This is a genomic window from Kitasatospora sp. NPDC058218 (genome assembly GCF_042882445.1).
GTDB lineage: Bacteria > Actinomycetota > Actinomycetes > Streptomycetales > Streptomycetaceae > Kitasatospora.
Map to the genome: position 1 here is coordinate 1 of NZ_JBHVWC010000045.1, position 15,390 is coordinate 15,390.

12 protein-coding genes and 1 pseudogene are annotated in these 15,390 nt (G+C 75.4%); 3 read left to right on the plus strand and 10 right to left on the minus strand.

Translation table 11 applies throughout. From position 1 onward, the window contains the following. The 6 genes and pseudogenes from ACFVYI_RS26570 to ACFVYI_RS26595 all read right to left on the minus strand — a co-directional run. Nucleotides 1-1,353, minus strand: a pseudogene (locus ACFVYI_RS26570) (hypothetical protein); the annotation flags it as partial. Between the two features lie 75 nt (nt 1,354-1,428). After that, complete coding sequence (locus ACFVYI_RS26575; protein ID WP_387889927.1) at nt 1,429-2,430, minus strand: SMI1/KNR4 family protein; 1,002 nt, start codon at nt 2,428-2,430, stop codon at nt 1,429-1,431. 198 nt (nt 2,431-2,628) lie between these two features. Continuing rightward, entirely contained in the window at nt 2,629-3,789 is a 1,161-nt protein-coding gene (locus tag ACFVYI_RS26580; RefSeq protein WP_387889929.1) for a DegT/DnrJ/EryC1/StrS family aminotransferase, read from the minus strand. A 129-nt stretch (nt 3,790-3,918) separates the two neighbouring features. Continuing rightward, complete coding sequence (locus ACFVYI_RS26585; protein ID WP_387889932.1) at nt 3,919-5,031, minus strand: DegT/DnrJ/EryC1/StrS family aminotransferase; 1,113 nt, start codon at nt 5,029-5,031, stop codon at nt 3,919-3,921. 52 nt (nt 5,032-5,083) lie between these two features. Further along, nucleotides 5,084-6,064, minus strand: coding sequence for an NAD-dependent epimerase/dehydratase family protein (locus ACFVYI_RS26590; RefSeq protein WP_387889933.1), 981 nt, complete (start codon nt 6,062-6,064; stop codon nt 5,084-5,086). Continuing rightward, the gene (locus ACFVYI_RS26595) at nt 6,061-7,239 is read right to left on the minus strand and encodes a Gfo/Idh/MocA family protein (RefSeq protein ID WP_387889936.1); all 1,179 of its coding nucleotides are present in this window, start codon (nt 7,237-7,239) and stop codon (nt 6,061-6,063) included. The genes ACFVYI_RS26590 and ACFVYI_RS26595 overlap by 4 nt, the downstream gene beginning before the upstream one ends. Before the next feature lie 363 nt (nt 7,240-7,602). On the opposite strand from ACFVYI_RS26595, the gene ACFVYI_RS26600 reads away from it, so the two are divergent. Then, nucleotides 7,603-8,064, plus strand: a complete 462-nt coding sequence (locus ACFVYI_RS26600; RefSeq protein ID WP_387889938.1) for a YwqJ-related putative deaminase — start codon at nt 7,603-7,605, stop codon at nt 8,062-8,064. 46 nt (nt 8,065-8,110) lie between these two features. Beyond that, nucleotides 8,111-8,656, plus strand: a complete 546-nt coding sequence (locus ACFVYI_RS26605; RefSeq protein WP_387890086.1) for an SUKH-3 domain-containing protein — start codon at nt 8,111-8,113, stop codon at nt 8,654-8,656. Nucleotides 8,657-8,720: 64 nt separating this feature from the next. Here ACFVYI_RS26605 and ACFVYI_RS26610 read toward each other — a convergent pair whose 3' ends face one another. After that, nucleotides 8,721-9,989 carry a sensor histidine kinase gene (locus tag ACFVYI_RS26610; protein WP_387889940.1) on the minus strand — a complete coding sequence of 423 codons (1,269 nt, stop codon included), beginning with the start codon at nt 9,987-9,989 and terminating at the stop codon, nt 8,721-8,723. Nucleotides 9,990-10,249: 260 nt separating this feature from the next. On the opposite strand from ACFVYI_RS26610, the gene ppc reads away from it, so the two are divergent. Further along, a complete protein-coding gene (gene ppc, locus ACFVYI_RS26615) occupies nt 10,250-13,063 on the plus strand; it encodes a phosphoenolpyruvate carboxylase (RefSeq protein ID WP_387889943.1) in 2,814 nt (937 codons plus the stop codon). 72 nt (nt 13,064-13,135) lie between these two features. Here ppc and ACFVYI_RS26620 read toward each other — a convergent pair whose 3' ends face one another. The 3 genes from ACFVYI_RS26620 to ACFVYI_RS26630 all read right to left on the minus strand — a co-directional run bounded on the left by ACFVYI_RS26620 (nt 13,136) and on the right by ACFVYI_RS26630 (nt 15,311). Next, a complete protein-coding gene (locus tag ACFVYI_RS26620; RefSeq protein WP_387889944.1) occupies nt 13,136-13,528 on the minus strand; it encodes a hypothetical protein in 393 nt (130 codons plus the stop codon). A gap of 835 nt (nt 13,529-14,363) precedes the next feature. Further along, a complete protein-coding gene (locus ACFVYI_RS26625; protein ID WP_387889946.1) occupies nt 14,364-14,885 on the minus strand; it encodes a SigE family RNA polymerase sigma factor in 522 nt (173 codons plus the stop codon). 99 nt (nt 14,886-14,984) lie between these two features. Continuing rightward, complete coding sequence (locus ACFVYI_RS26630; protein WP_387889947.1) at nt 14,985-15,311, minus strand: hypothetical protein; 327 nt, start codon at nt 15,309-15,311, stop codon at nt 14,985-14,987. Nucleotides 15,312-15,390: the final 79 nt, after the last annotated feature.

Consider the following 15,390-nt stretch of genomic DNA (forward strand, 5'->3'; position numbering starts at 1 on the left):
GGCACCCGCGCCGGGGGACTGCCGCAGCTCGCCCGGCGGGGGCGGCGGCGGAGCGGAGGCCGAACCCCGGCCGAGGGAGACCGGTGCTCCGCCCGGAGCGGCCGAGCCGCCGCGCAGGGCGGCCGGCGGGGGCGGCGGGGGCACCGAGGCCGACCCCCGGCCGGGCCCCCCGTGCGACGCGTCGGCGGCCGGGGCGGAGGGCGCGCCGGGCAGACCCATCAGACCGGGCAGCGCGTCCGGCGAGGCCAGCATGGTCGCGGCGTGTTCGACGCCGGGACCACCCGGCGGCGGGGTCGCCGGTGCACCCGGAGCCGGGACCCCGGGAGCCGGGACCCCGGGAGCCGGTGCGCCCGGAGCCGGGACGCCGGGGCCACCGGGGCCGGGCGCGCCGGGCAGACCCATCAGGCCGGGCAGGCCGCCCGGTGGCGCGAGCACCGTCGGTGCGGGCTCGGCCGCCGGTACGGCGGCGGGGGGCACCGGGGCCATGCCGTAGCCGCTCTCGGGCAGCAGCACGGTGGCCGCCTCGGCGCCGGGCCGGGACTCGCCGGGCAGGCCGGCGCCGTTGGTGCGCAGACCGTCGGGCAGCAGCACCGTCGCCGCCTCGGCGCCACCGGCCTGCGGCGCGGGGGCGGCCGGCGGGGCGGCGGCAACCGGCGGGGCGAGCGGCGTGTCGGGCGCGGGCGGAGCGACGGGAGGGGCCATCGGCGGCGGTCCGCCGTGACCGGGCGGCGGGGCCAACATGGTCGGCGCGTCCCCGGCCGGGCGCTCGGAGACCGGCGGCGTGGTCAGCAGCGCGGGCGCCGGCACGGCCTCGGGCACCACCGGTGCGACCGGCGCGACGGCGGGGGCCGGCGCGGGCACGACGGGAGGAGCGGCGGCCGGAACCGGGGCCCCGAGCCGCTCCGCCTCGGCGGCGATCGCCGCGGCGCCCGCCTCCTGGAGCCACTGCGGCGGGCTGAGCAGGAAGGACGTCGCCTCGACCGGACCGGGCGCGGGCTTCGCCGCTCCGGCCGGGTTGGCGGCGACCGGCCGCCCGTAGACCTCCTCGTACTGCCGGACCACCTCGTTGACCGGCAGCGCGGGCCAGAGCGTGCTGGCGCCGGAGTCCCGGGCGATCACCAGCCGAGCCTCACCCGCCGAGCCGCCCGAACCCGGATCCACCGGGCCGCCCGCCCCGTCGGAGCCGTCGGCCCGGCCGCCGGAATCACCGGCCGCGCCCTCCACGGGCTGCACCGCCCAGCAGACGAAGCCCAGGTCGAACTCCCGGACCCGTACCTCGCGCTGCTGCGAACGCGGCACCCCGCCGTTGATCCACTCGTCGGCGAGCTCCTGTGCCTGCGCGTACGTCACCACGCCCGGTTCACCCCTGTCCCCTTCGTCCCCGTTTGTTCCGCTACCACCACCGCCGCCGGAGCCGTACGAGCCACGTCAGCCCACCGGCACGGCGCGGGCGAAGCCGCCGTCCACCATCAGCTCCGCGACCGTCTCCAGCTCCGGCGGACTGCCGGCCAACCGGAGCAGGAAGTCGTCGAAGTCCTCGCCGCAGGGCAGCAGCAGCCGGGCGACCCGCTCCTCGGGCGCCTCGGGTCCGCCGTCGTCGCGGGCGTCGTCGTAGAGGCAGAACCAGACCGAGCCGATCCGGTCGCCGCGCACCTTGAGCGCCACGATGCCGCCCTGGGCGTAGGCGATGCCCAGGTAGTCCTTGGTGAGGTGGTCGCGCAGGCACTTGTTGGCGTAGACGACGTCCTCGGTGCCGTACTCCTCGCTGAGGGTCAGGAACGGCTGGTCGAGCAGCAACCCGAGCTCGGGACCGAGCGCCACGCCGACCGGGGCCCGGCCGCCGGCGAGCTTGAGGAAGGTGCGGTAGGCACCGGGCAGCCGGTAGCCGAGGCGCTCCTCGGCCCGCTGCACCAGGTCCTCGGGGACACCGATCGGGTCGCTGCCGTCCCTGGCGAGCGAGAAGTGCACCGGCCGGCGCTCCTGCAGCGGGCGGGTGCCGCGGCGGCCGTGGTCGGCGGTGGAGGTGGCCAGCCCGCCGTGGTGGCGCAGCAGCGCCTTGACCTCGACCGGGACGAGCTCCATCCGCCGCCAGCCGGGCGCGGCCCGGCCGACCGCGTGGTGCCAGGTCCAGCCGGGCGGGGTGGCGACGGCGGTCTCCAGGTCGGCCCAGAGCGGATGGCCCTGGGTGAACTGCGCGGCGTTGGCCGAGACGTAGTCGGTCAGCCGCAGTTCGTCGACGCCGAAGCCCGGCGGCGGGTCGGCGACCTCGGCCGCGGCGGCCGCGTACGGGCCGAAGTCCGGATGGCCGTACTCGTCCACCCGGACCCCGGCGGGGTGCCGCTCCGCGCGGACCGGGTCCGGGAACTGCACCACCTGACCTGCGTACGCCGCGTTAGGCGCGGCGGCGACGCCGGGCCGACCTGTCGTCATCTGGGAGCCCCCACTGGCTGCTGCAAATTCGGTGCGCTTGCTGGACACCAGCGTAGGGGGTCCCCCCGCGCCCCGGCCCCCCGCCCGGGTGACACCGCACGAGCGGGAGCGCGGGCCGGGACGGCGGACGGGGAGCACGGGCGGGGAGAGCGGCCGGGACGGCGGACGGGGAGCACGGGCGCAGCGGGCCCGGAGGGCTCAGGCGGCGAGCGCCTTGGCCAACGCCTCGGCGACGCGTTCCTGCTGGCCCTCGGTGATCTGCGGGTAGAGCGGCAGGGTGAGCAGCTCCCGGGCGGCCCGCTCGGCCACCGGGAACGCCCCCGCCCCGTGCCCGAGATGGCGGAACGCGGGCTGCAGGTGGACCGGCACGGGGTAGTGGACGCCGGCGCCGATCCCCGCGGCCTGCAAGGCGGCGAGGACGGCGTCGCGGTCCCGGCCGGGCCCGATCCGCACCGCGTACAGGTGCCAGACGTGCTCGTTGCCGGGCGCGGACCGCGGCAGGGTGAGGCCGTCGAACCCGGCCAACAGCCGGTCGTAGCGCCCGGCGGCGGCGCGGCGGGCCTCGTTCCAGGCGGGCAGCCGGCGCAGCTTGGCCCGCAGCACGACGGCCTGCAGGGCGTCCATCCGGGAGTTGAAGCCGAACCGCTCGTGCTCGTACTTGCGGCCCGAGCCGTGGTCGCCGATCAGCCGGACGGCGGCGGCCAGCCCGTCGTCGTCGGTGACGACGGCGCCCGCGTCCCCGTACGCGCCGAGGTTCTTGCCGGGGTAGAAGCTGGTGGCGGAGATCAGCCCGTGGAAGGCACGGCCGTGCTGCCGGGCGCCCTGGGACTGCGCGGCGTCCTCCACCACGGGCCGGCCGGCGGCCAGCTCCAGCAGCGGGGCCATCGGGGCGAGCTGCCCGTTGAGGTGGACGGGCAGCAGTGCGACGGCGCCGGGCAGGGCGTCGGCCGCGCGTTCGGGGTCGATCAGCAGGTGGTCCGGGTCGGCGTCGACCAGTACCGGACGCAGTCCGGCTCGGACCACGGCCTCGGCGGTGGCGACAAAGGTGTTGGCAGGGAGCACCACGCCGCCGCCGGGCCGCAGGTCGAGGGCGCGCAGGGCCAGTTCGAGCGCGTCGGTGCCGTTGGCGGCGCCCACGCAGTGCCGGGTGCCGGAGAAGGCCGCGTACTCCTGCTCGAAGCCGGCCGTCTCGGGGCCCTTGATGTAGCCGCCGGTGGCGAGCACCCGGTCGAAACCGGCCCGGACCTCGGCCTCCACCTCGGCGTGCGCGGCCTTCAGGTCCACGAGCGGAACGGGCCGGTCGCCGGGCTGCTCGACGGACTGACCGATGGGCTGCTCGACGGACTGATCGGTGGTCATCCTGTTCTCCCCCTGGGGCGTCTCGGCGGATCGGAGCGGGCGTACGGCGGTGACGGCCCGCCCGCGAGCGGGTCCGGGCGCAGCGGGCGGCCCCCCGGGACCCGAAAGCCCGGGGCCCGGAAGCCCGGCTCAGCCGAGGGCCGCCCGCAGGGCGTCGACCACCCGGTCCTGCTGCTGCTCGGTGAGCGCGTGGTAGAGCGGCAGGATCAGCGAGCGGCGGGTGAGCAGCTCGGTGGCGGGCAGCGGCACCCGGGCGGCGCCCTTGTACGGGGCCTCCAGATGGGCCGCCATGATGCCGCGCCGGGCGGAGACGCCCGCGGCGGCGAGGTGTCCCAGCACCGTGCGGCTGTCGCGGGCGGTGTCCGGCAGCAGCAGCCAGCAGGACTGGTAGTTGGTGCGGCCGTGCGCCGGGTCGGCCACCAGCCGGGCGCCGGTGCCGGCCAGCCGCTCCCGGTACCGCTCGGCGAGTTCGCGCCGCCGGGCGACCATGGCCGGCAGCTTGCGCAGCTGCACCAGGCCGATCGCCGCCTGGATGTCGGTCATCCGGTAGTTGAAGCCGATCTCGTCGTACGTCTCCAGCCGGCCGGCCCCGTCCGTCGCGGCGTGCCGGTCGGCGGCCGAGACGCTCATCCCGTGCTCGCGCAGCCGGCGCAGCCGGGCGGCGAGCGCGCCGTCCTGACAGGTGACCATGCCGCCCTCGCCGGTGGTGAGCAGCTTGCGCGGGTGGAAGGAGTAGGCGGCGAGCGCGGCCGTGCCGCCCACCGGCCGGCCCCGGTGGAGCGAGCCGGCCGCGCAGGCGGCGTCCTCGACCACGGTGGCGCCGCGCGGCTCGACCAGCTCCCGGAGCCCGTCCAGGTCGACCGGGACGCCGCCCTGGTCGACCGCGATCACGGCTCTGGTCCGCCCGGTGAGCAGCGGTTCGACGGTGGCGGGGGTGAGGTTGCCGGTGGTGGCGTCCACGTCGGCGAAGACCGGGACGGCGCCGACGTAGGTGACGGCGTTGGCGGTGGCGATGAAGGAGAGCGAGGGGACGACCACCTCGTCCCCCGGCCCGACGCCGGCACCGACCAGCGCCAGGTGCAGGGCGGTGGTGCAGGAGGAGACCGCGACGGCGTGCGGCACCCCGAGGTGCTCGGCGAAGGCCCGCTCGAACTCGGCGACCCGGGGGCCCTGGGCCACCCAGCCGGAGCGGACGGCCTCGGCGGCGGCGAGGGCCTCCTCCTCGCCGAGCCAGGGGATCATGACGGGGATGGTGGACACAGGTGTACTCCGAACTGCCGTGCAGACAAGGGGACTACTGCTCGCGCCACCAGGCGACCAGCCTGCGCAGGCCGTCGTCGAGGCCCAGTTCGGGCTTCCAGCCGAGGTCGCGCTCGGCGGCGGTGATGTCCGCCAGGCGCCGGACCACGCCGCCGGCCGTGCCCCGGGCGGGGCCGTGCTCGACGTCCAGGTCGGTGCGGTCCATCGCGGCGAGCAGGGCGTCGGCCAGGCCGCGCAGCGAGACCTCGGTGCTGCTGGCGATGTTGTAGACCCGGTCGGTGACGGGCGCCGCGGCGGCCAGCAGGTTGGCCCGGGCGATGTCCTCGGTGTAGACGAAGTCCATGGTCTGCGCGCCGTCTCCGAAGATCAGCGGCGGCTGCCCGGCGGCGATCCGCTCCATCCAGCGGATGAACACCTCCGTGTACTTGCCGTGGACGTCCATCCGGGGCCCGTACACGTTGAAGTACCGGAGCGCGACGTAGTCCAGGCCGGCCATGGCGTGGAAGCTGCGCAGCAGGCCCTCGTTGAAGACCTTGGCCGCCCCGTACAGGGTGTCGTTGTGGTACGGGTGCTGGGTCTCGGGCGTCGGGAAGACGTCGGCGAGGCCGTAGACGGAGGCGGTGGAGGAGGCGATCACCTTGCCGACGCCGACCTCCGCGGCGGCCTCGACCACGTCGAAGGTGCCGTCCACCATGATCTCCAGGGCGAGCCGGGGCTCGGTGGCGCACTGGGTGATCCGGATCGCGGCCAGGTGGAACAGCAGGTCGGTGCCGGGGTCCAGCAGTTCGCGCAGGAGGCCGCGGTCGCGGATGTCACCGTCCACCACCCGCAGCTGCCCCGGTGCGGCGATCTCCTGGGCGTACGCCAGGTTGGCCCTGCGGCCGCGGACGAAGTTGTCGAGCACGATCACCTCGCGGGCGCCCGCCTCGATCAGCTGGTCGACCACGGTGGAGCCGATGGTGCCGGCACCACCCGTGACCAGGCAGCGGGAGCCCTCGATCTGTACAGCGTTCACCGCGCGGCGGCCCTCTCGTGTGCGTCGGACAGTCGGTTGATCGGCACAGCGTCGTCGAGACCGGCGCCGACCGGGACGGTGGCGCCGCCGAGTTCCAGGCTGAGCGAGGCGGCCTCCAGCAGTTGCAGCACGCGCAGCCCGGACCGGCCGTCGGTGAGCGGGGCCCGGCCCTCGGTGATGGCGGCGGCGAACTCGGCCATCACGTTGCGCAGCGCCTCCTGCTCGACCAGCGCGGGCGCGACCATCTCGCCCACCCGGTAGGAGATCAGCGTCTGGTGGCGGATCGCGTCGGTCAGCTCGTCGGGCGGGGTGAGGTCCACGCCGCGGTCGTGCACCGCCAGCCGGGCCTGCGGGTTGAGGTCGTCCCAGACCAGGGTGCGCCGCGAGCCGCCGATGAGGGTGGTGCGGACCTTCGTCGGGGAGAGCCAGTTGACGTGGCAGTGCGCGAGCGCGCCGTTGCTCAGCCGGACCGTCAGGTAGGCCACGCAGGCCCGGCCGGCGCCGATCGGGTCGGCGCCCTGGGCGGACACCCCGACCGGGTCGACGCCCGGCGGCAGCACGAAGTCCAGGATGGAGAGGTCGTGCGGGGCGAGGTCCCAGAGCACGTCCACGTCCGGCTGGACCAGCCCGAGGTTGATCCGCACCGAATCGAAGAACTGGACGTCCCCGATCTCCCCGCCGTGCACCAGCTCGCGGATCCGGCGCACCACGGGCGTGTAGCAGAAGGTGTGGTCGCACATCAGCACCAGCCCGCGCTCCTCGGCGAGCGCCACCAGCTCGGCGGCCTCCTCGGCGGAGGTGGTGATCGGCTTCTCCACCAGGACGTGCTTGCCGGCCTCCAGCGCGGCCCGGACCAGCCGGTAGTGCGCGGCGGCGGGCGTGGCCACGGCGACCGCGCCGACCCGCTCGTCCGCGAGCACCTGCGCGAAGGAGGTGGTGGACCGGACGGTGCTGTACTCCCCCAGCACCCGCCGGGACTTGCTCTCGTCCAGGTCGCAGAGCCAGTGCAGGCGCAGGGCCGGCGTCTGCTGCGCGTTGCGGACCAGGTTCGGGCCCCAGTAGCCGGCGCCGACCACCGCGATCCCGATCGGGTGCGCGGGCGCGGGCTGCGGCGGCACGCCCGGTGTGGGCACGTGCTCGCCGGGCGCCTCGTTGGCGGTTTCCGTCTCCGTCATCGCAAGACCCCCCTTGCTCGACGCCGGGGCGCCCTTGCCCCGGCGGCCTCAACGGCCATACCGAGCAAAGGAGTTGCCGAACCGGCCGATCAACCCCCCAGGGACCGGCCACCCCCTTGGCTCGCTGCTGGAACGCTACCGGCCGCCACCCCCGACCGGGGGCGGATTCGGGAAACCCGGGGACGAGTCGTGACGATCGCGTGCGGATCCGGCCGACGCGACGTGTCCACCGCGCCGGCCGCCACCGCCGACCGCCCGCCGCCGCCCCCCGGTTGTACGGATGTCGGTGCCATTTGACAGGCTTGCCCCGGACTGACCCCGCTCAGCCCCACCACCGGCGGAGAAACAGGAGGAGGACGACGTATGACCACCGGCGAACCGGCCGGCCCGCCCGTGCTGCGCCACCATCGCGACAGCCTGCTGCCCGCCGTCGCCGCCGCCCTGTCGCTGAAGGGCGGCGCGGTGCACACCCTGGCCGGCGACAAGCCCGCCCGGCGCCCGGCCCTGCACCCGCTGGTCGGCGACTTCCTGGACGCACTGCCGCCGGAGCACCGCGAGCGCTTCACCGGCCGCTGCCCGGAGGCCGTCCTGCTCTCCCAGTACCTGGCCGTCGTCGACGGCAAGCGCTCCAAGCGCGCCGCCCGCAAGCCGATGGGCCTGCCCGAGGCCCGCAAGGCGCTCAAGGGCTCGCGGCTGACCACCGTGCGGATCCGCGAGGAGGGCGATCCGGCGCACGGCACCCACGCCCCGCCCTGCCGCTCCTGCGTACCGCTGCTGGAGCACTTCACCGTCCAGAGCGTCGCCGTCGGCCCGCCCGCCCGCTGATCGCGCGCCCTCGTACGCCCCTGTCCCCGAGCCACCGGAGCCCGCCCTGAATCCGCCCAGCCCGCCCCCGCCCCCGCCGAGCACCCTCGGCGGGCCCGCCCCGCGGACCCGCCCGCGCTTCCCGGCCGACGTCGCCGCCGAGCTCAAGGCGGCCGGCTGGCACCCCGGTCGCTGGCAGATCCGCCAGGCCGAGGAGTGGGCCGACGCCCTGGCGGCGCACGGCGGCCCGGCCGGTGTCGGGCACGCGGTGTTCCCGGCGGCGGTGGAGGCCTGGGCCGAGTTCGGCGGCCTCGCCTTCGACCTCGACGGCCCGGGGCGCCAGCTGGCCCGCACGCCCTTCCTGGTGGACCCGCTGTGCGGTCTCCACCAGCCGCGCACCCTGGCCGACCTCGGCCGCGCCCTGGACACCCGGCTCGCCCCGCTCGGCGAGGAGGCGTACGGCCAGGCCCTCCTGGCCGTCGACGAGGAGGGCCGGATCTACAGCCTGGACCACACCGGCGAGTGGTTCCTCGGCCACGGCATCGACCAGGCGATCACCGCCCTCGTCCTCGGCACCGCCCCCGAGCGGCTGCGCACCGCCGACGAGGGCTGATCACCCCCGCAGACCGCCCCGCACCGCCGCGCCGCCGGCCGGGGCGCGGCCCCGGCCGGCGGCCTCACGCCAGCCGGTCGGCCCGCACGGCCAGCCGGGACGGCAGCACCGCCTCCACCCGGAAGCCCCCGTCCGACTCCGGCCCCGCCGAGAAGGTGCCGCCCAGCGCGACCACCCGCTCGCGCATCCCGACCAGTCCGTTGCCCCCGCTGGGCAGCGCCGCCGCGGTCCGCTCACCGCCCGGGCAGGCGTTCACCACGCTGACCCGCACGCCGTTGGGCGCGTAGGCGAGCAGGACGGACACCTGTGCGCCGCCGGCGTGCTTGTGCGCGTTGGTCAGGCCCTCCTGCACCACCCGGTACGCGGTCTGCTCGGCCTCGGTGGTGAACTCCTGGCGGCTGCCGCTGACGGTCAGGGTGACGGCCATCCCGGCCGCCCGCGACTGGTCGACCAGTCGCGGCAGCGCGACCAGCGAGTCCGGCTCCGCCGCGGTGTCGTCCGACATCCGCAGCACCCCGAGGATCTCCCGCAGTTCGTTCAGCGCCTGCCGGCCGACCTCGCCCATCAGCTTGGCGCTCTGCGCCGCCTTCTCCGGGTCCTTCGCCACGATCCGCTCCAGCGCCCCGGCGTGCACCACCATCAGCGACACCCGGTGGGCCACCACGTCGTGCATCTCCCGGGCGATCCTGGTCCGCTCCTCCAGCCGGGCCCGGCGGGCGCGCTCGCGGGCCTGCTCGGCCAGCAGGTCCAGTTCGGTCTCCAGGCCGTGCGCGCGGTCCTTGAGCGACTCGATCAGCCGCCGCCGCGCGCCCACGTACAGGCCGGTCACCACCGGCGGCACGGTCAGACCGACGGCCACCAGCACCGCCAGCAGCACCTGCCCCCAGAGCGGCGGCTCCTCCACCGTCAGGTCGGAGGGGGTGAGCATCGACACCAGCATCACGCCGACCGCCTCGGCGAAGGCCAGGGCCGACAGCGCCACCACCCGGCGGCGCCGGGTCGGCCACTCCCAGGTCTCCGCGAGCGTGTACAGCGACACGGTCAGCAGCACCACGCCCAGCATCCCGGGCATCGCGACCAGCGCCACCAGCACCGGTACCGCCGGCCAGCGCCGCCGCAGCACCAGGGTGGCGCCCGCCAGCGCGCCGAACAGCGCGACCCCGACGATCGCCACCACTCCCAGGTGGACCCGGGGCGCCAGGAAGGCGACCGCGCTGGCCGCACACTCCAGCGCCGCCAGCGCCGCCAGCCCGATGTCCAGGAGAGCGCTGCGCCGCCGCTCCCACCACCAGAACGACCGGCCCCGCTCGCGCTCCCCAGGCGACTTGCTCATAACCCCACAGCCTAAGCGTGAACCTTGATCCATCCCCACCCGGTTCCGTTCCAACACCCGTTCGGGCCCTCAAGTGGTCCAGACCACATGGGACGACTGTGATCTTGTCCGCCATCCGGCCACCTCGCGGACAGCAACCGCCCCGACACCTATGCTGGGTCGCGTCGGACAGCGCGGTCCGCACGCGTCACACCCGCCACACGTGCGCGGAACTGTGACGATGAGCCGTTGCCGAACCCCACCACCACAGGGAGCCAGCCGTGACCGCTCCGGTCCCCACCCCGGCGGACAGCCCCAGCCGTGTCGGCGCAGCCGGCGCCGATGCTGACAACACAGCCCTGCGCGCGGACATCCGCCGTCTCGGCGACCTGCTCGGCGAGACGCTGGTCCGCCAGGAGGGCCCCCAGCTGCTGGGCCTCGTCGAACAGGTCCGACTGCTCAGCCGCACCGACGGCGAGGCCACCGCCGAGCTGCTCTCCGACATCGACCTGGAGACCGCCGCCAAGCTGGTCCGCGCCTTCTCCACCTACTTCCACCTCGCCAACGTCACCGAGCAGGTGCACCGCGGCCGGGAGCTGGCCACCCGCCGCGCCCGCGAGGGCTCGCTGCTCGCCCAGACCGCGGACCAGCTCGCCGAGGCCGACCCGAAGCACCTCGCGGACACCCTGGCACACCTGGCCGTCCGCCCGGTCTTCACCGCGCACCCCACCGAGGCCGCCCGCCGCAGCGTCCTCAACAAGCTCCGCCGGATCGGTGAGCTCCTCGACCGGATCCACCGCGAGCAGATCGCCGCCGGCCTCTCCCACGCCGACCCGGCCCGCACCTCCTCCGCCAAGCGGCAGGCCGACCGCCGCCTCGCCGAGGTCATCGACCTGCTCTGGCAGACCGACGAGCTGCGGATCGCCCGCCCCGAGCCGACCGACGAGGCCCGCAACGCCGTCTACTACCTGGACGAGCTCTACCGCGAGGCCGTCCCCGAGGTCCTGGAGGAGCTGCACGAGGAGCTCGCCCGGGTCGGCCTCACCCTGCCCGACGGCGTCCGCCCGCTCACCTTCGGCACCTGGATCGGCGGCGACCGCGACGGCAACCCGAACGTCACCCCGACGGTCACCTGGGACGTCCTGAACCTCCAGCACGAGTACGGCATCAAGGACGCCCTCGCCGCCGTCGACGACCTGCGCAACTCGCTCTCCACCTCCGAGCGCCTGGCCGGCGCCTCGGTCGAGCTGCTCGCCTCGCTCAACGCCGACCTGAACGTGCTCCCCGAACTGAGCCCGCGCTACAAGCGGATGAACGCCGAGGAGCCCTACCGCCTCAAGGCCACCTGTGTCCGGCTCAAGCTGGAGAACACCCGCGAGCGGCTCGCCCAGGGCACCCCGCACGTCGAGGGCCGCGACTACCTCGGCACCCGCGAGCTCGTCGCCGACCTCCGGCTGATCCAGGAGTCGCTGCGCTCCCACCGCGGCGGGCTGATCGCCGACGGCCGGCTCGCCCGCGCCATCCGCACCATCGAGGCCTTCGGCCTCCAGCTCGCCACCATGGACGTCCGCGAGCACGCCGAGGCCCACCACCACGCCCTCGGCCAGCTCTTCGACCGGCTCGGCGAGGAGGCCTGGCGCTACGCCGACATGCCCCGCGAGTACCGGCAGAAGCTGCTCGCCAAGGAGCTCCGCTCGCGCCGCCCGCTCGCGCCCACCCCGGCTCCGCTGGACGCCGCCGGCACCAAGACCCTCGGCGTCTTCAACACCATCCGCGAGGGCTTCGAGCGGTTCGGCGACGAGATCGTCGAGAGCTACATCATCTCGATGTGCCAGGGCGCCGACGACGTCTTCGCCGCCACCGTGCTGGCCCGCGAGGCCGGCCTGATCGACCTGCACGCCGGTATCGCCAAGATCGGCATCGTGCCGCTGCTGGAGACCACCGACGAGCTCCAGGAGGCCGACCGGATCCTGGACGAGATGCTCTCCGACCCCTCCTACCGGCTGCTCGTCTCGCTGCGCGGCGACGTCCAGGAGGTCATGCTCGGCTACTCCGACTCCTCCAAGTTCGGCGGCATCACCACCTCCCAGTGGGAGATCCACCGCGCCCAGCGCCGGCTGCGCGACGTCGCCCACCGCTACGGCATCCGGCTGCGGCTCTTCCACGGCCGCGGCGGCACCGTCGGCCGCGGCGGCGGCCCCTCGCACGAGGCCATCCTGGCCCAGCCCTGGGGCACCCTGGAGGGCGAGATCAAGGTGACCGAGCAGGGCGAGGTCATCTCCGACAAGTACCTGCTGCCCTCGCTGGCCCGGGAGAACCTGGAACTGACCATCTCCGCCACCCTCTCCGCCTCCGCGCTGCACACCGCGCCGCGCCAGGCCCCCGAGGAGCTGGCCCGCTGGGACGCCGCGATGGACCAGGTCTCCGCGGCCGCCCACACCGCCTACCGCGCCCTGGTCGAGCAGGAGGACCTGCCGAAGTACTTCTTCGCGGCCACCCCGGTCGACCAGCTCGCCTCGCTGCACCTGGGCTCCCGCCCGTCCCGCCGCCCCGACTCCGGCGCGGGCCTGGACGGCCTGCGGGCCATCCCGTGGGTGTTCGGCTGGACCCAGTCCCGCCAGATCGTCCCCGGCTGGTTCGGCGTCGGCGCCGGCCTCGCCGCCGCCCGCGAAGCGGGTCTGGGGGACGTGCTGGACGAGATGTACGGCCAGTGGCACTTCTTCCGCAACTTCCTGTCCAACGTCGCCATGACGCTGGCCAAGACCGACCTGCGGATCGCCCGCCACTACGTCGAGCAGCTGGTGCCCGCCGAGCTGCACCACGTCTTCGACCAGATCACCGCCGAGCACGAGCTGACCCTGCGCGAGGTGCTCCGCCTCACCGGCGAGAACGAGCTGCTGGAGCACAACCCGGTGCTGAAGCAGACCTTCACCGTCCGCGACGCCTACCTCGACCCGATCTCCTACCTCCAGGTCGCGCTGCTGCGCCGGCAGCGCGAGGAGGCCGCCACCGGCCGCCCGGAGGACCCGCTGCGGGCCCGCGCCCTGCTGCTGACCGTGAACGGCATCGCCGCCGGCCTGCGCAACACCGGCTGACCGGCGCCACCGCACCGAAAGGGCCCTGCGACACCCCGTCCGAGGGGGTGTCGCAGGGCCCTTGGCGTCAGGTCAGCCGACCTGCACGACCTCGGCCACCAGCCGGCCGTACCGGGCGACGATCTCCGCCCGGGCACTCTGCGCCTGCGGACTGTCCACCCGCACACCGGCGCCGTCGAGGCAGACCGCCACCCGCCTGATCTCGATCCCGCGGTCCTTCCAGTACCCGGCGGCGTCCGCCGTGATCCGGGTCAGGAGCTCGTCCACCGCGGCTCGCGAGCCGGCCGCCTCCCAGAACACCAACCGCGCGTTCGAGGCCGGCAGCCGCTCCTTCACCCGCGCCCGGACGGCCTGGTCGAAGTCGCCGCCCGGCACCCGCATCACGTACAGCGTGCGGGTCGCCGCGTCCCCGCACGCCCCGAAGTACTGGTCCGGGTACTCGGTGGTGGCCAGTTCCCCGACCACCTGCGCGAGCCGGGTCAGCTCGCTGACCTGCGGCCGGCCCGACGGAGCAGAGGCCGAGCCCGACGGCGAACCCGACGCGGCCCCACCCGGCCGCCCGGACGGCGAACCCGACGACGAACCCGTCGGCCACCAGCCCGGCGAACCCGTCGGCGAACCCGAAGGCCCACCCGTCGGCCACCAGCCCGGCGAACCCGTCGGCGAACCCGAAGGCCCACCCGTCGGCCACCCCGAGGCTGAAGACCCCGTCGGCGAACCCGACGACGAACCCGTCGGCCACCAGCCCGGCGAACCCGTCGGCGAACCCGAAGGCCCACCCGTCGGCCACCCCGAGGCTGAAGACCCCGTCGGCGAACCCGACGACGAACCCGTCGGCCACCAGCCCGGCGAACCCGTCGGCGAACCCGAAGGCCCGCCCGTCGGCCACCCCGAGGCCGAAGACCCCGTCGGCGATGCCGGCGTCACCGGTGTCCCCGAGGCAGCCGGGGGCCCGGTCCAGCCCGGGGTCCGGTTCGCCGAGGGGCCGGCCGTGCAGGCCAGGACCGGCAGCCCGGCCTCGTCCCAGGAGGACCCCGAGCCGCCCGCCCCGCCGGAGGCCGCCACCTGCGCGGTGCCGCCGGTCGCTCCCCCGCCGAACTGCGTCAACACCCCCGCCCCGAGGGCCAGGACCGCCGCCCCCGCCACCACCCGCGCCGTCGTCCGGCGCCGGGCCCGCCGCTGCCCGGCCCGCCGCAGGTCGGCCAGCGGCGGGCTGCCGCCCACCGCCCCCGCCCGCGCGCCGAGCCGGACGGTCAGCTCCTCCTCGAACCCGTCCGCCGCCCCGTCCGCCGTCCTGTCCTCAGCCGCCATGGCCCACCATCTCCCTCGCCGGTGCCAGCTCCTGCCGAAGTGCTCTCATCGCCCGGGCCAGGTGCGTCTTGGCCGTCGCCTGCGAGCAGCCGAGCTCCTCGGCGACCCGCGCCACCGGCAGGTCGACGTAGTAGCGCAGCACCACCGCCGCCCGCTGACGCGGCGGCAGCGTCCGCAGCGCCACCTCCAGCCGCTCGTCCCGTGCGTCCACCGCCGGTGCCGGGGTGTCCGGCAGGAACGGTGTCAGCACCTCCCGCCGGGTCCGCCGCCACCGCGACACGTGGGTGCGGACCATCGTCATGCGGACGTAGCCCTCGGCCGCCCCCGGGTCCCTGATCACACCGCGCCGGGGGTAGACCCGGGCCAGGGCGTCGTGCAGCAGGTCCCGGGCGTCGTGGACGTCCCCCGTGATCAGGAACGCGCCGCCCAGCAGGGACTGGTACCGCGCCGAGACGAACTCGTCGAACGGGTCACTTCCGGTGCCCGCCGACCGGATCGATTCGCGCTTCATGCCCACAGGACGCACCGGCCGCGGAAAACGGATGACACGCGCCGGAAAATGCACAGGGACCGGTGCCCGGCAACCCGGACCCGGCCCCCGCGGACGTCGTCACTCCCCCGGATCGCCCGCGCGGCGGCGCTTCACCCAGAGGGCCGCACCGCCCGCCGCCACGACCAGGCCGCCGCCGACGGCCAGCAGGCCCGCGTCAGCGCCGACCGAGCCGCCGAGCACCGGGCCGAACTGCGCCGAGGCGGGATCCTGGGACACCACACCGGGATCGGGCTCCGCCACCGACTCCGCGTGCGCCACACCGCCGCCGGAGAGCAGCACTCCGGCCGCCCCCAGCGCACCGGCCGTACCGACCCTCCGGCCCAGTCGCCTCAGCCGTACCACCCGGACCGGCCGCAGGCGCCGGATCGGCCGCAAACTCCGCATCGAGAACTCCCCAGGACCCGTTCGCGTACGGGCCTGACGCTATCCGATCCCGCACAGGTTTCTCACACCCATTCAGGTT

Bases quoted from the DNA above. Each gene is read 5' to 3' on its own strand.
- ACFVYI_RS26575 (WP_387889927.1), bottom strand. From the start codon at position 2,430: ATGACGACAGGTCGGCCCGGCGTCGCCGCCGCGCCTAACGCGGCGTAC.
- ACFVYI_RS26580 (WP_387889929.1), bottom strand. From the start codon at position 3,789: ATGACCACCGATCAGTCCGTCGAGCAGCCCATCGGTCAGTCCGTCGAG.
- ACFVYI_RS26585 (WP_387889932.1), bottom strand. From the start codon at position 5,031: ATGATCCCCTGGCTCGGCGAGGAGGAGGCCCTCGCCGCCGCCGAGGCC.
- ACFVYI_RS26595 (WP_387889936.1), bottom strand. From the start codon at position 7,239: ATGACGGAGACGGAAACCGCCAACGAGGCGCCCGGCGAGCACGTGCCC.
- ACFVYI_RS26600 (WP_387889938.1), top strand. From the start codon at position 7,603: ATGACCACCGGCGAACCGGCCGGCCCGCCCGTGCTGCGCCACCATCGC.
- ACFVYI_RS26610 (WP_387889940.1), bottom strand. From the start codon at position 9,989: ATGAGCAAGTCGCCTGGGGAGCGCGAGCGGGGCCGGTCGTTCTGGTGG.
- ACFVYI_RS26625 (WP_387889946.1), bottom strand. From the start codon at position 14,885: ATGAAGCGCGAATCGATCCGGTCGGCGGGCACCGGAAGTGACCCGTTC.
- ACFVYI_RS26630 (WP_387889947.1), bottom strand. From the start codon at position 15,311: ATGCGGAGTTTGCGGCCGATCCGGCGCCTGCGGCCGGTCCGGGTGGTA.